Below are 12,572 nucleotides of genomic sequence, written 5' to 3'. Positions count from 1 at the left end.
CGGCCCGCATGCGGTGTCGTGGAGGTCCACGCCAGGACAGGAGCGTCCCCGGATGAGCCACTCCACGACGGCGCCGTCGAGCGCGCGGTTGCTGACCACGCCCGGTGCGCTGGGCCTGGCCGATCTCGTCGCGATCTTCGACGACCTCCAGTTCACGCTGCAGTGCTGCGAACGGCTGGTGGCCGAGCTGGAACGGCCCCGGCGGGACGCCGTCCTCGTCGAGTCGCTGTGGGTGTCGGCGGTGAACTCCTACGCGCGCTGCTTCCGCACCGGTGACCGCGGCATGAACCTGACCCCGGCGGACGTCGAGGCGACCGGGGTGCAGGGTGAGGTCGCCGAGTGGCACGAGCTGCTCGGCAAGATCCGCGACTTCTCGATCGATGGCGCGGTCAACCCGCGCGAGTCCTACTCCGTCGGCGTCTCCCAGACCGAGACCGGCGAGGCCGCGGGCATCGTCATCACCTCGGCCGTGCGGCCGCTGGTGGACGACGTGACGGTCCGCCAGACCGGCCGGCTCGCCTTCGAGCTGAGCCGGCTCGTCGACGAGCGGATCAAGGACCATCAGCAGAAGGTTTTCGAGACGGCGTCCCGGATGCCGGCCGACCAGCTCTCGGCGTTGCCCGCCATCGAGGTCACCGCGGAGCCGTCTCAGTAAGTCTCAGCGATCCCGGCACCGAACCGTGGGGAACAACGTCGTGAGCCTGCACGAAAACGTGCCGCCGATGCCAGCCGTAGTACTTGTCGCGGCCCACGCTCCACCAGGGACTGACACGGCCGTCGAGGTGGTCGCGGACGAATTCGGCCACGCTGTCGGAGGTCGCGACAAGATTGCTCTTCAGGATCTTCCCGTCCTCGCCGACTGCGACATAGCCTCTTTCGAAGAGGCTGTCGCAACCGAGAACGCAGGCGAGCATGCCGATGTTGTCAAAATCCTTCCTTTCTTCCTCCGTGCAGTACGCACGCTTCTTGATGTGGGCGCCGACCAGGAGATTCGGCGGGAACTCCTTGCCGCAGAGACCACAGGTGTCGCCCGCCAGCTCGATCAGCCGTCTCTTGAGGCTGGGGTGTTCACGTCGCCAGTTGACTGTTCTCGTACTGTCCGTCGGTCCGTCCGGCGCGACCGTCGAGCCCGGCCCCACCGGACGCGCGTGCGCAGCGCACAGCCGCAGGATGTTGCTCGTGTCGTCGAGGTTGGCGAGGTCGACCAGGTTCTCGGCCTGCTCGCCTTCGATGACCGTGAAGCCCTGGATGAACGCTCTGCTGCTCCACCCCAAGGCCGCGCGCACCTCCTCGATCGGCAGGACGATGTCACGGAGGTTGACGAGGGCGTACATGAATTCCCACGTCAGCCCGTCCGCGTTCCTCCCCCACAACCGTTCGGCGAGAACGGGGTTGTGGAACGTCAGAGCGATGTGTCCGGCCAGGTAGATCTTCTTTTCGCCGTAGAAGAAGACTCCGTCACCGGGTGCGAGCCTCCTCCACTTGCCCGCGTTGCGGCCGGTCGTTCCCGGGGTGGCTCCCCAGAGTTGAACGGTTCCCCGCGGCCGGATCGCCGCCAGAGCCTCCAGGACCTGCCGGTCGATCACGTCCGAGTGATCGGCCAGCCGAACCTGGGTGTCGATCGTGTCGCGGAAGTGACGAGCCACTTCCCGGTCGTTGAGAGCCGCCGGCTGGAGCGCGATCCGCACTAGTGCTCCATTCCCAGTTTGTCGTACTTCACCGCATTGCCTCTCGCCAGATCGGCCGGGTACTTCCCCTCGTTCACCGCGATCTTTTCGGTCAATGCCGCCGCGATGTCGATACCCAGAACGTCGGAAAGGCGCAGGAGGTAGGCGAACACGTCGGCGACCTCGTTCCGCACTTCCTTCGCGGTCGCGGGATCGTCCATGACACGCTCAGCCTCGTCGACCGTGAGCCATTGAAAAAGCGCAGACAGCTCACCCGCTTCGCCAGACAAGGCCATGACCAGGTTCTTCGGCGTGTGGAACTGGTGCCAGTCACGCTCCGAAGCGAACTCGCGCAGACTCCGAGTCAGCTCATCAAGATCCATGGAAGAACCTTACCGATCCGAGCGGGCGATCTCGGGCACATGAGTCGTCTCAATAAGTCTCAGAAGTCGTCTCACTATTCCGCGCCGGGTAGGTGGCGGTAGATCGTCGCCCGGGAGACGCCGAGTGCGGCCGCGATGTCGGCCGGGGCGTGGCCCGCGTCGTAGAGGCGCTGGGCCGCCTCGACCGTCTCCGGGCTCATCACCGTGGGCCGGCCGCGGCGGCTGCGAGCCTTGGGCTCCGTCGCGGTGAACAGCCGGTCGACGCCGTCGAGGACCGCGGCGCGCAGCTCGGCCGCCGGGGCGTCGGCGAACAGGACCACCGGGTCGCTCAGCATCGCGATCGCCTGCGCTGCCCGCACCTGCGCCACGAGGTCGGGTTCCGGGCCCGCCACCAGCAGGTTCGCCTGCAACATGCCGTCGCGGAATCGCTCGAACACCGTGTCCGACGCGGTCAGGCCGAGGTCGCGCAGGTTCATCCGCAGCAGGTACCGGTGGCTCAGCCAGACGTCGAGGAGTCCTTCGATCGCGGCCCGGCGCGGGTCGGCAGCCTCGGCCGCCTTCGCCATCGCCACCTCGACGTCGGCCAGCATCGGCTCGGCGAGCGCCGTGACGATGTCCGCCTTGCCCGGGAAGTGGTAGAGCACCGCGGTCTTCGTGACGCCGACGAGCTCGGCCAGCTCCCGCACCGACGTCGCGTGGTAGCCGCGCGTCGAGAACTCTTCGAGAGCGACGCGCAGGATCCGGGCGCGGGTGTCGTCCGTCATCACGCGAGCCTAGCCGCTTGCCTGACCGATGGACAGGAGCGTACGGTCGGGACTGACCGATGGTCAGGACCGAGATGGGGGTTCAGATGAACGAGCAGACCGTACTGATCTCCGGCGCCGGGGTCGCCGGGCCGACGCTGGCCTACTGGCTGGCGCGCGCGGGCTTCCGGCCCACCGTGGTCGAGCGCGCCGCCGGGATGCGCTCGAGCGGCAGCCCGGTGGACGTCCGCGGGCCGGCGTCGCAGGTGGCCGACCGGATGGGCATCACCGCGAAGCTGCGCGAAGCCAGCACCGACGCGACGTCGCTGAAGTTCGTCGACGACGCCGGCCGCCGGACCGGGCGCGTCCCGATGAGCGTGCTCGGCAGCGACACCGACATCGAGCTGCCCCGCACCGACCTCGCGGCGATCCTGTACGAAGCGGCGAGCGAGGACGCCGAGTTCGTCTTCCACGACTCGATCACCGGGCTCCACCAGGACGATGGCGGTGTCAACGTCACGTTCGAGCGGGGTGCGCCCCGGCGTTTCGACCTCGTGCTCGGCTCGGACGGCCTGCACTCCGCCGTGCGACGGCTGGCGTTCGGCGCGGAAGCGGCGTTCGTCGAGCACATGGGCGTCTACATCGCGACCCTGCCGCTCGCCGAGGCGCCGGCCGACCGCACCGAGCTTCTGATGTACAACTCGCCGGGCCGGGCGGTCGCGGTCCACCCGTCACGCGGGCACGGGATCGCGGCGTTCATGTTCCGCGGGGACGCGGTGCCGGGGTTCGACTATCGGGACACGGCGCTGCACAAGCGGATGCTGTTCTCGGCGTACGACGGCGCCGGGTGGCGCGTGCCGGAGCTGCTGGAGCGCGTGCGGGAGGCCGACGACCTGTACTTCGACGCGGTGAGCCGGGTGCGGATGGACAGTTGGAGCACGGGTCGCATCGCCCTGGCCGGCGACGCGGCGTCGTGCGTGTCCCTGTTCGGCGACGGCTCGACGCTGGCGATGGCGGGCGCGTACACGCTGGCCTCGGAGCTGGGCCGGACCCCGGACGACGCGGACTCGGCGTTCCGGCGTTACGAGGAGGCGCACCGCAAGCTGGTGGAACCCAAGCAGCGCAACGTCTCCACGGCCGCGGCACTACTGATCCCGGCGACCCGCGGCGGGCTGGCGGTGCGCAATTTCGGCACGCGGCTGCTGCCGTTGATGGGCGCGGCCCGGAAGCTGGTTCCGGCCCGCGCGGCCTGACGGGGTGGGTTGAAACGGCGCTGGTGAGCCGCCGCGCCCGGGCGACCGCAGCGCGGCGGCGATCGCGACTCGGCCCGGCCCGGCCCGGCCCGGCACAGCCCGGGCCGGGCACGGCGGCAATCGGGACCCGGCGCGGCGGCGATCGCGGCCCAACGCAGCCAGCCCCGGCCCAGCTGGGCCGGGGCTGGGCAGCTGGCCTGGCCCGGCCCAGCTGGCCTGGTCCAACGGAACCTGGTCCGGCGGGGCCCGGCCCGGCGCAGCGCGGTGTGGCCCCGCCCGGCGTGGCCCGGCTCAGCGCGGCGCAGCCCGGCCCGGCACCGCGAGGCCCGGCCGGGCGCGATCAACCTCGCAACATCGGCGGATACAACAACTCCGCCTTCCCCCGCCGATAAAGCTGCGCCGGCCGTCCCCCATCACGGGTCGTCGTCCGGCCCGTCGGCTCCAACAGCCCCTCCGCCCCCGTCACCTTCCGGTGAAAGTTCCGCGGATCCAGCCGCGTGTCCCACACCAGCTCATACACCCGCCGCAGCTCGGCCACGGTGAACTCCGGGGCGCAAAACGCCGTGGCCAGCGGGGAATACTCCAGCTTCGCCCGGGCCCGCTCGAGCCCGTCCGCCAGGATCCGGTCATGGTCGAACGCCAGGTGCTCGCCGCCCAGCGCTCGCACCGGGGCCCAGCGCGCCTCGGCTGCGTCCGTGCCCGCGGACGGGGTCGGCAGGTCCGGGGCCAGCGCCAGGTACGCCACGGTCACCACCCGCATCCGCGGGTCCCGGTCCGGCGCGCCGTACCCCGCCAGCTGTTCGATGTGGACGGTTCCCGGCGCCAGGCCCGTCTCCTCCGCCAGTTCGCGCCGCGCCGCTTCCGACAGGTCCTCGTCCGCGCGGACGAACCCGCCCGGCAACGCCCATTCGCCCAGGTACGGCGAAACTCCCCGGCGCACCACCAGCGCGCACAGCTCGTCCCCGGTCAGGGTGAGCACGACCAGATCCACGGTGACGGCGAACGGCGGGTGACCCATGCCACCACCCTACCTCCTAATCGTCAGCTTGACGATTAGGTCGCCCACCGCATATCGTCACCGCGACGATAAGAGGAGGGCACATGGCCGACATCAGCCGCCGGTTCGGGTTCCGGCACCTGCGGGGCGCACCCACCGTGCACATCCGCCATCACCGCCGCGGCAAGCTCGCGCACGACGGCATCGGGCTGTCGTTCTGGTACCGGCCGCTGACCGCCGTGGTCTCGGAGGTGCCGGTCGACGACCGGGAGCTGCCCCTGCTGTTCCACGCGCGCACCGCCGACTTCCAGGACGTCACCGTCCAGCTCGCCCTCACCTTCCGGATCGAGGACCCGGCGGTGGCCGCGCAGCGCATCGACTTCTCCATCGACCCCGGCACCGGGCGCTGGAGAAGCGACCCGCTCGGCCAGATCAGCGGGCTGCTCACCGAGAACGTCCAGCAGTACGCCCTCGAGGTCCTCACCCGCATCGACCTCGCCACCGCGCTCGTCGACGGCGTGAGCGCGGTCCGCGACCGGATCCGCGCCGGGCTGGCCGAGGAGGACACCCGGCTCGCGCAGACCGGCACATCCGTCCTCGACGTGCGGGTGGTCGCCATCCGGGCCGAGCCGGAGGTCGAGAAGGCGCTGCAGACGACCGCGCGGGAGAAGGTGCAGCAGGAAGCCGACCGGGCGACCTACGAGCGCCGCGCGATGGCCGTCGAACGGGAACGCGCGATCAGCGAAAACGAGCTGCAGAGCCAGATCGAGCTGGCGCGCCGCGAAGAGCAGCTGCTGACGCAGCGGGGCGCGAACGCCCGGCGGCAGGCCGAGGAGGCGGCCGCCGCGAGCCGCATCGAGACCGAGGCGCAGGCGTCGCGGAAGGAGCGGCTGACCGCGGTCGAGGCGGCGGGCAAGCAGGCGCTCGGCGAGGCGGAGGCGGCCGGTGAGGCGGCCCGTCTTGCGGCCTACCGCGACCTGCCGGAAGGCGTACTCACCGGGCTGGCGCTGAAGGAGCTGGCCGGCAACCTGCCGCAGATCGACAGCCTGGTCCTGACGCCCGACCTGCTCACGCCGCTGCTGACGAAGCTGGGCGTGCGGTCGTGAGCCTCGCTCCGCGGGTGGTGCTGGTGCACCGCCGCACCGAGCTGGCCGAGCTGCTGGCCCGGCACGGCACCCGCGGCCAGGCGGAGTTCTTCCTGCGCACGCGCGGCCGTGACCTCGCCGAGGTGACCGAGGCGGACGCCGCCGTGCGCGCGGCGCTCGCCTCGGCGTCGGCGGCGATCCCGCTCGACTGGCGCCGGGGTGAGGTCGAACGCGCGGACCTCGACCGGTTCCTGTTCACCCCGGAGGACATCGTGGTGGTCGTCGGCCAGGACGGGCTGGTCGCCAACGTCGCCAAGTACCTCGACGGCCAGCCGGTGGTCGGCGTGGCCCCCGGCGCGCCCGGCGTCCTGGTCAAGCACCCGGCCGCCGCCGTCGCGGACCTGGTGCGCGCCACCGGCGACGTCGAGCGCCGGACGATGGCCGAGCTCACCGCCGACGACGGCCAGCGGCTGCTCGCGCTCAACGAGATCTACCTCGGGCACGCCGGGCACCAGACGGCCCGCTACCGGCTGGGGGTCGGGAGCGGGCCGGCGGAACGCCAGGCGTCGTCGGGGATCCTGGTCGGGACGGGCACCGGTGCGACCGGCTGGTGCGGGTCGGTGTGGCGGGAACGCGGCAGCGGCCTCCGGCTGCCCGCGCCCGGTGAACAGCGGCTCGTCTGGTTCGTGCGGGAGGCGTGGCCGTCACCGACGACCGGAACGACGTGCACCGAAGGGGATCTGACGTCGGCGCCGCTGACGGTCGAGGTCGAGTCCGACCGCCTGGTGGCATTCGGCGACGGCCTCGAGACGGACAGCGTCGCCCTCACCCGCGGCCAGACGGCGACGTTCGTGCCCGCGGCGAAGACCGTCCACTTGGTCCGGTGATCGGCCGGCGTGCGAAAGTGGCCGGATGACGTGGCTGGTGTGGGTGCTCGGCGCGGTGGTGATCGCCGCCGCCGGGTTCGGCGTGGTCGTGGTGCCCCGCCTGCGGGAGCGCGACCTGCGCCGGCGGACGGCGTGGTCGGCCGCGCGGGCCGCGATCGACAGCGCGGCCGTGAGCCGGGACGCCGCGGCCGCTCCCCTGCCCGAAGCCGAGCAGCTGCTGACCCGGGCAGAGACTCTCGCGGGCGCGCACGGCGGTGCGCGGGCCGCCCAAGCCGCCGAGGAGCACGCACGCCGTGCCGACGCGCTTTGGCGAGCCGCTCGTGACTAGCCGGTGGCCGGACGCACTCCGGTGGAGCCTGCTCGCGGTGGCTGTCGCCGTGCTGGTGACGTTCCTCCTCGTGCAGAAGCAGAGCACCGACGTCAGCTACGGCCAGGCGCCGGCGGCGAAGGACCCGATCCCCGAGGGCTCGGCCGGTGAGCTGAGCGGTGCCACGATCCCGTCGGACGACGAGCTGACGGCGATGCTCAAGGCGTCTCCCGTCGTGCGGCTGCCGGGCTCGATCGCGACCTGGGACGACCAAGCCGTGAAAGCCGCGGCCGGCGGCACGGACTACCGGATCCTCGTCGCTCCGCCCGGGCTCAAGAAGGACGACGAAACCCGGCTGCACGACGTCGAAGCGGCGACCGTCCGTGTGGTCGGCACCGAGGTCAGCGGCGGGATCCTCCAGGCCTCGGCCGACCGCGCGAGCGAGTGGGTCCACCAGTTCGCCACCGGCGACGTCACCGAGTCGCTGACCACCCTGATCGCCCACCTGAACCACCGGCCCGAGCCGCCGGACCAGGCCCCGATCGCCCGGCGCGACCCGACGGCCGGCGAGCTGGCCGAAGCCACCACGGCGCTGCGCGGCACCGGCCGGTTCGTCGCCCCCGGTGCGACGCTGAAGGACGTGCCCGCGACGACCGCCGCGTTCCCCGGCGCGCAGCCGTTGTACGTCGCGTTGCCGCAGCAACCGGCCGGGCAGCCGTTGGTCCACTTCGGACCGGCGCTGGCGAAGGAGTTCCCCGGCCGGCCGATCGTCGCGATCTACGGCCAGTGGATCGAGTACGACGGCCCGTCGGCCGCCGCCTTCTCCGACGTCGTCACGGCGAGCTTCTACGGCCAGTTCGCCGACCGCCTCAGCACGTACGCCTACCCCCAGCGCAATGTCCTCGGCGCGTGGCTCGACCGCGTCACGGCCATCCGCTACGCCGGGCTGTTCGACCGCCCGCTCCCCTACACGCCGTTCGACCCGCTGCGGGTCGCGCTGCCCGCGCTGCCGTGGCTGTTCGCCGCCTGCGCGGTCGGGTTCCTCGTCCTCTCGGCCCGCCGGGTGGTGCGGCCGGCCCGGCCCGCCGGAGCCGGCGTCCCGGCGCGCCTGGCCGGGCTGACCGCGCTCGCCGTCGAGATCTCGGGGCTCACCGACGGCGCGTCGGCCGCGGCCCTGACCCGCGGGATCACCCAGCTGACGGCGGCCCGGGAGGCGTTCACGGAGAAACTGCCGGACCGGCACGTGCACGGCCTGCTCGACGCGGCCGAGTCCGATTTGGACACCACCGCCGGGCTGCTCGGCCGCCCGGACTACCGGCCCGCCGCGTACCTGCGAGGGAGGCTCGCGTGAACCGCTTCTTCCGCTCCGCGTTCGGGATCGCGGTGCTCGGCTGCCTCGTGCTCGCGGGCTGGGCGGTGTGGTCGGCGGGTGTGTTCGACGGCCCGGTCGCCCGGCAGCTGCGCGCGGCGTCCGTGTACGCCGCGCCCGGGGTCACGCTCGACCAGCCGGCCGCCGAACGCGTCATCGGCAACCGGCGGCTGGTGGTGGCGTTCCTCGAACCGGGCGCGGACCTGCGCGACGCTTGCGACAGCCTCGGCACCGCGGTCGACGGCACTCTCGCCGTCATGCTCAGCCGCGACGGCGACGACTTCAAGAAGTACGGCTGCTCGCAGCTGCCCGGCGGGGACGACGAGAACTTCGGCAAGGCGTACGTGGCGGAGTCGATGATCGGCAACGGCATCGACGCGTTCACCGACCGGCCGGTGGACGCGCTGAAGGTCATGGTCGTCAACTACGACCTGCTGGTGAAGTCCGGCGCGATCCCCGACGGCGGCCGCACGGTCAGCCCCTCGCTGCCGCGCTACCTGATCGCGTCGGCCGCGGTCGGCGCGGTGGTCCTGGGCTCATTGGCGCTCTACGTCGTCGCCCGCCGGACCGGCCAGGTGGCGGTGACGCGGCGCGAACGCCGGGACGCCGAAGCGGACGAGCGGTCCGAGCTGGCGGCGGCCACGGCCGTGCTGGCCCAGGAGATCATCGACCTCGACAAGCGCTACGCCCGTCAGAAGCCCGCGAGCAAGTTCGCCCGGAGCTACCGGACCCTCGTGGCCGACTACACGAACCTGCTGCCGGATCTCGACCGGGAGACACCTGAGCTGCGGGACCGGGTCGAGAAGCTGCTGACCCGGGCCCGCAAGCTCGGCGCTCAGGTGCCGTAGCGGGACTTGACGATCGACGGGGTGTCGAGGTTGTGGCCCGCGTCCATGCTCTGCGCGAGCCGCAGGTACTGGCCCTCGGCCCACATCAGCGGGCCCGCGCTGCCGGTCGGGCGGCCCAGCCCGAAGCAGCCGACGTCCGCGCGGTCCCAGACCTGCTCGGGCACGAAGTACCCGTCGTTCGCCGAGTCCGCCATGGACTTCAGGTAGACGCTCGCCGAGCGGCCGTTGGCCAGTTCGTACTGGCCACGCTCCCCCGACAGCACCGGCCACAGCCGGCCGAAACGCTGGCTGCCGCCCGCGGGCCAGCCGTTGCAGGTCGACGTGCTCTCGCCGTAGTTGTCGTGCGGGTAGCGGTGGAAGTAGACGTCACCGTTGGGCAGCGTCACCTGCATCGGTGCGTTGCCGTCGGACGCGGCGGCCGTCGGTCCGACCGAGTTCGCGATCGTCGTGTCGTTGGCCGGGCGGATGCCGAGACGCACCAGGTCGAGGAACCCGAAGTCGGTGACGTCGTGTTCGTAGAAGCAGCCTTCGTCGAAGCAGATCGTCGCGCCGTCGTTGGGGTTCCCGGCGCGGTCGAGCCGCTCGTAGTAAGTGTGGCCACCCCAGTAGCCGGACGTCGTCACGGTCCAGCCGGCCAGGGAGTTGCGCCACGAGTCCGCTGTGGACTCCCACGACGTCGCGCTCGCGGTGTCGCCGTTGGCCCGGGCGATCGCGCCGGCCGCGATGAGCCCGGCGATCTCGGCGGCGATCGACGACGGTGACTTGCCGTACTGCTCTTCCCACCGCTCGGTGGTGTCCGGGCCGGTCGCGACGAGGTGGTTCGCCGTCGTCTTGACCTTCGAGGACGTCGAGGCGTCGGTGACGCCGGTCAGCCACGCGAGCAGGATCGCGTCGGCGTCCTGGTCGAGCTGTTCGCAGCAGCCGAGCTGCTGGGCGCTCGCCCCGGCGACCCCGGAAACCGGGCTGTAGCGCGGGAACGAGCCCGCCGGGTAGGTCGTGCCGTCCCCGGCGGTCGGGCTGCCGATCCACTGGGAGTTCCACAGGAACTGGGCCATCCGCTTGGCCTGCGCGGTGTCGCCGGCGGCGAGCAGGCCGGTCGCCTGCTGGTAGAGGTCACGGCCCCAGACGCGGTGGTAACCGTCGTTGAGCTGGTCGCCGTTGGTGAAGCTGCCCCACGGCGTCGCGAGGCCCGCGACGCTCGCGCCGGGGTGCTGCTTGTCCTCGGCGGTCTTGAGCGCCATCGCGGCGACGTAGTAGGCGCGACGCCGCTGGGTGTCGCCGGAAACGCTGGCGGGGGCGGGTTTCAGACCGCCCACATAGGAGTTCCAGCCGCCGCGGTACGACGTCGCCACCGCGGAGAACCCGCTGCTCAGCGACCCGGTCGCCGCCGAGGTCGCGGCGGCCGCAGTGCCGCCGTAGCCGAGGGCGACGGTGAACGTGGTGTCCGTGCCGACCGGGATCTGTCCACACTGGACGACGTTGCCGGTGCCGGAGACGGTGTCGAACTGGTTGTTCAGGGTCTTGTCGGCGCGCAGGTCGACCAGGCAGTCGCTGCCCGCGCCGCTGTAGCCGTTGTCGTGCGCGGTGAACCCGGTCGAGACGCGCAGCGCCGACACGACGGTCGTGGCCGCGCCGCCGAACAGCGTCTCGGTGCCGCTCGCCACCAGGCCGGTGCCGTCCCACCACGCGTTGTCGTTGGCGCCGCCGCCGGCCATCGACGGGTTGGCGAGCAGGTAGAGGCGGTAGGCGCCGCCGTCGAGGGACTGGAAGCGGGTGTTCCGGACGAGCGTCGCGCGGGCCGGGTCGGTGACGTAGTCGGTGGTGAGCCGGTACTTGCCGCTCTTGGCGGTGTTGGTGACGGTGTACTGGAGCACTTTCTCGTCGGGCATCGAGACGACGTGGGTGGTGGCATCGCGTTCGAGGTCGACGAAGCTGGATCCGTCGGTGACGACGAACTGCATGTCCTGCAGGTTCGGGACGTCGGCGCGCGGGTAGAAGACCTCCGAGGTCACGCCGTCGGCGACGGTGAACCACACCGGGCTGCCGGTGGTCGTCGAAGTGCCGAGCGCGGACTTGTTGCCGGTCGCCCAGGAGGCGCCACCGCCGCAGCAGTCGGTCGCGGTGCCGCTCGCGAGGGCCGTGCCGGGCAGCGCGCCGGCGAGCAGCACGCCCGCTCCGGCGCAGGCCAGGACCGCTTTCCACCTGATCATCAAGACCCTCCGACGGCGTTGTCGTCAATATGTTGCGAGCCGCAACATATTGAGCCACCGGTGGGTGACAAGCAATGTCCGATCGGTCTGAACCGATCCAGCCCTGCTCCGGACGGCTCAGGCGTCGGCGATGCGGTCCAGCCACTCGGCCAGCAGGACGCGCTCGGCTTCGGTCAGCGCCGCCACGCCGTCGAGCCCGGCCCGCAGCGCGATCGCGCGTCCCGGCAGATCGGACTCCGCCGGCGCTTCGACGTCGGTGAGGATCCGGCTCAGCACCGTCTCCCGGGCCGTCAGCGACAGCTCCCGGTCACGCTCGTCTTCTGGCGTCGCGATGAGCGACAGCACCACGCCCATTCCGGTCGCGTGCACCAGCCGCGCCGCGCGTTCGACGCTCAGACGCAGCCGGCCCGCCTCCGCGACCCGCGAGACAATGCTTCGCAGCATCCCTTCGGCTTCCCGGGCCGCGGGCGAGGTCCGGCCCGGCCGCGCGTCGCCGTACATGAGCACGTAGAACTCCGGACGGGACAGCCCGAATTCCACGTGCAGGTCCCAGCCGCGCCGCAGGTCCGCCACCGCGTCGCCGGTCGAGCCCAGCGCGCGCTTGCTCGTCAGGTACTCGTCGAAGCCGTACGCGGCGACCGCGTCGAGCAGGCCGTCCTTGTCGCCGAAGAGCCGGTACAGCGCGGGCGGCTGGACGCCCGCCGCGGCGCTGACCGCGCGGGTCGAGAGGCCGTCGCGGCCTTCGGCCACCAGCAGGGCCGCCGCCGCTTCGAGGATGCGCTCCCGGGTGTCCGCCGCCGCCTTCGTCACCATGGTTTCAATG

At 71.9% G+C, this 12,572-nt stretch carries 13 protein-coding genes; 7 read left to right on the top strand and 6 right to left on the bottom strand.

What is annotated here, in order from left to right; all coding sequences use genetic code 11:
• The first annotated feature begins 52 nt into the window (after positions 1-52).
• On the top strand, positions 53-655 hold the full coding sequence (locus ACZ63J_RS05740) for a hypothetical protein (RefSeq protein WP_465406882.1): 603 nt from the start codon (positions 53-55) through the stop codon (positions 653-655).
• Here ACZ63J_RS05740 and ACZ63J_RS05735 read toward each other — a convergent pair.
• From ACZ63J_RS05735 to ACZ63J_RS05725, 3 genes are all read right to left on the bottom strand, one after another.
• Positions 633-1,688: a hypothetical protein gene (locus ACZ63J_RS05735; protein ID WP_465406884.1), complete on the bottom strand. Its 1,056-nt coding sequence runs from the start codon at positions 1,686-1,688 to the stop codon at positions 633-635. The genes ACZ63J_RS05740 and ACZ63J_RS05735 overlap by 23 nt on opposite strands.
• Complete coding sequence (locus ACZ63J_RS05730) at positions 1,688-2,050, bottom strand: nucleotide pyrophosphohydrolase (RefSeq protein WP_465406886.1); 363 nt, start codon at positions 2,048-2,050, stop codon at positions 1,688-1,690. The genes ACZ63J_RS05735 and ACZ63J_RS05730 overlap by 1 nt, the downstream gene beginning before the upstream one ends.
• 74 nt (positions 2,051-2,124) lie before the next feature.
• A complete protein-coding gene (locus ACZ63J_RS05725) occupies positions 2,125-2,814 on the bottom strand; it encodes a TetR family transcriptional regulator (protein WP_465406888.1) in 690 nt (229 codons plus the stop codon).
• An 86-nt stretch (positions 2,815-2,900) separates the two neighbouring features.
• On the opposite strand from ACZ63J_RS05725, the gene ACZ63J_RS05720 reads away from it, so the two are divergent.
• Positions 2,901-4,046 carry an FAD-dependent monooxygenase gene (locus tag ACZ63J_RS05720; RefSeq protein WP_465406890.1) on the top strand — a complete coding sequence of 382 codons (1,146 nt, stop codon included), beginning with the start codon at positions 2,901-2,903 and terminating at the stop codon, positions 4,044-4,046.
• A 340-nt stretch (positions 4,047-4,386) separates the two neighbouring features.
• On the opposite strand, the gene ACZ63J_RS05715 is transcribed toward ACZ63J_RS05720, so the two are convergent.
• A complete protein-coding gene (locus ACZ63J_RS05715) occupies positions 4,387-5,064 on the bottom strand; it encodes an NUDIX hydrolase (RefSeq protein WP_465406892.1) in 678 nt (225 codons plus the stop codon).
• Positions 5,065-5,147: 83 nt separating this feature from the next.
• Here ACZ63J_RS05715 and ACZ63J_RS05710 point away from each other — a divergent pair, with 83 nt between their 5' ends.
• Genes ACZ63J_RS05710 through ACZ63J_RS05690 form a run of 5 tightly spaced genes read left to right on the top strand, consistent with a single transcriptional unit; the run spans position 5,148 to position 9,539 of the window.
• Positions 5,148-6,149: an SPFH domain-containing protein gene (locus ACZ63J_RS05710; protein WP_465406894.1), complete on the top strand. Its 1,002-nt coding sequence runs from the start codon at positions 5,148-5,150 to the stop codon at positions 6,147-6,149.
• Positions 6,146-7,015, top strand: coding sequence for an NAD(+)/NADH kinase (locus ACZ63J_RS05705; RefSeq protein ID WP_465304736.1), 870 nt, complete (start codon positions 6,146-6,148; stop codon positions 7,013-7,015). Before ACZ63J_RS05710 ends, ACZ63J_RS05705 begins: the two co-directional genes overlap by 4 nt.
• A gap of 25 nt (positions 7,016-7,040) precedes the next feature.
• Entirely contained in the window at positions 7,041-7,343 is a 303-nt protein-coding gene (locus tag ACZ63J_RS05700; protein ID WP_465406896.1) for a DUF6403 family protein, read from the top strand.
• A 37-nt stretch (positions 7,344-7,380) separates the two neighbouring features.
• Positions 7,381-8,673, top strand: a complete 1,293-nt coding sequence (locus tag ACZ63J_RS05695; protein WP_465406898.1) for a hypothetical protein — start codon at positions 7,381-7,383, stop codon at positions 8,671-8,673.
• The gene (locus ACZ63J_RS05690) at positions 8,670-9,539 is read left to right on the top strand and encodes a hypothetical protein (protein WP_465406900.1); all 870 of its coding nucleotides are present in this window, start codon (positions 8,670-8,672) and stop codon (positions 9,537-9,539) included. Before ACZ63J_RS05695 ends, ACZ63J_RS05690 begins: the two co-directional genes overlap by 4 nt.
• On the opposite strand, the gene ACZ63J_RS05685 is transcribed toward ACZ63J_RS05690, so the two are convergent.
• Both ACZ63J_RS05685 and ACZ63J_RS05680 read right to left on the bottom strand, forming a co-directional pair.
• A complete protein-coding gene (locus tag ACZ63J_RS05685; RefSeq protein WP_465406902.1) occupies positions 9,527-11,749 on the bottom strand; it encodes a glycoside hydrolase family 15 protein in 2,223 nt (740 codons plus the stop codon). The two genes, ACZ63J_RS05690 and ACZ63J_RS05685, sit on opposite strands and share 13 nt — an antisense overlap.
• A 117-nt stretch (positions 11,750-11,866) precedes the next feature.
• A complete protein-coding gene (locus ACZ63J_RS05680) occupies positions 11,867-12,562 on the bottom strand; it encodes a TetR/AcrR family transcriptional regulator (RefSeq protein ID WP_465406904.1) in 696 nt (231 codons plus the stop codon).
• Between the last annotated feature and the right edge of the window lie 10 nt (positions 12,563-12,572).

The sequence above is a fragment of the Amycolatopsis sp. NPDC104863 genome (assembly GCF_055582965.1).
The sequence above is the reverse complement of the archived record's forward strand: the minus strand, read 5'-3'. Positions and strand labels throughout refer to the sequence as shown.

Bases quoted from the DNA above. Each gene is read 5' to 3' on its own strand.
- ACZ63J_RS05720 (WP_465406890.1), top strand. From the start codon at position 2,901: ATGAACGAGCAGACCGTACTGATCTCCGGCGCCGGGGTCGCCGGGCCG.
- ACZ63J_RS05680 (WP_465406904.1), bottom strand. From the start codon at position 12,562: ATGGTGACGAAGGCGGCGGCGGACACCCGGGAGCGCATCCTCGAAGCG.
- ACZ63J_RS05725 (WP_465406888.1), bottom strand. From the start codon at position 2,814: ATGACGGACGACACCCGCGCCCGGATCCTGCGCGTCGCTCTCGAAGAG.
- ACZ63J_RS05685 (WP_465406902.1), bottom strand. From the start codon at position 11,749: ATGATCAGGTGGAAAGCGGTCCTGGCCTGCGCCGGAGCGGGCGTGCTG.
- ACZ63J_RS05715 (WP_465406892.1), bottom strand. From the start codon at position 5,064: ATGGGTCACCCGCCGTTCGCCGTCACCGTGGATCTGGTCGTGCTCACC.
- ACZ63J_RS05730 (WP_465406886.1), bottom strand. From the start codon at position 2,050: ATGGATCTTGATGAGCTGACTCGGAGTCTGCGCGAGTTCGCTTCGGAG.
- ACZ63J_RS05710 (WP_465406894.1), top strand. From the start codon at position 5,148: ATGGCCGACATCAGCCGCCGGTTCGGGTTCCGGCACCTGCGGGGCGCA.
- ACZ63J_RS05700 (WP_465406896.1), top strand. From the start codon at position 7,041: ATGACGTGGCTGGTGTGGGTGCTCGGCGCGGTGGTGATCGCCGCCGCC.
- ACZ63J_RS05740 (WP_465406882.1), top strand. From the start codon at position 53: ATGAGCCACTCCACGACGGCGCCGTCGAGCGCGCGGTTGCTGACCACG.